Source organism: Streptomyces sp. 8L (genome assembly GCF_020176795.1).
Lineage (GTDB): Bacteria > Actinomycetota > Actinomycetes > Streptomycetales > Streptomycetaceae > Streptomyces.
The window spans coordinates 6,956-7,333 of the sequence record NZ_JAIUKE010000541.1 but is presented as its reverse complement, the minus strand read 5'-3'; the positions used below and the strand labels follow the sequence as shown (position 1 = coordinate 7,333).

Sequence of the window (378 nt, the reverse complement as noted above, 5' to 3'; positions counted from 1 at the left end):
CTGGCGCGACGCGCGCCGCGCCAGGGGCGGCCGCCGGGCGCGCGCCGTCGCGCCCTGGGTGCGGACCCGGCTGCGGGCGGCGCCGGGACTGCCCGCGGCGCTCGGCCTGCTCGTACTCCTGACGGCGTTCCTCGCCGCCGCGTTCCCGCGCTCCGTCGCCGCGTACGAGGACGAGGCGCTGCGGCCCGCCGTGGACTCGGCGACGCCCGACAAGACGGACCTCTCGCTCTCCGCGTCGGTCGAGTCCACCGGATCGTACGAGGGCGGCGGGGCCCCCCCCGGGGGCCCCCCGGCCCCGGCCCCCCCCCCCCGCCCCCCCCCACCCCCCCCCGCCGCCCCCCCCCCGCCCCCCCCGGCGGGGGGGGCCGCCCCCGGCCG

The 378-nt window shown here is 85.4% G+C and carries 1 pseudogene; it reads right to left on the bottom strand.

What is annotated here, in order from left to right:
- Positions 1-249, bottom strand: a pseudogene (locus LCE31_RS33705) (hypothetical protein); the annotation flags it as partial.
- Positions 250-378: the final 129 nt, after the last annotated feature.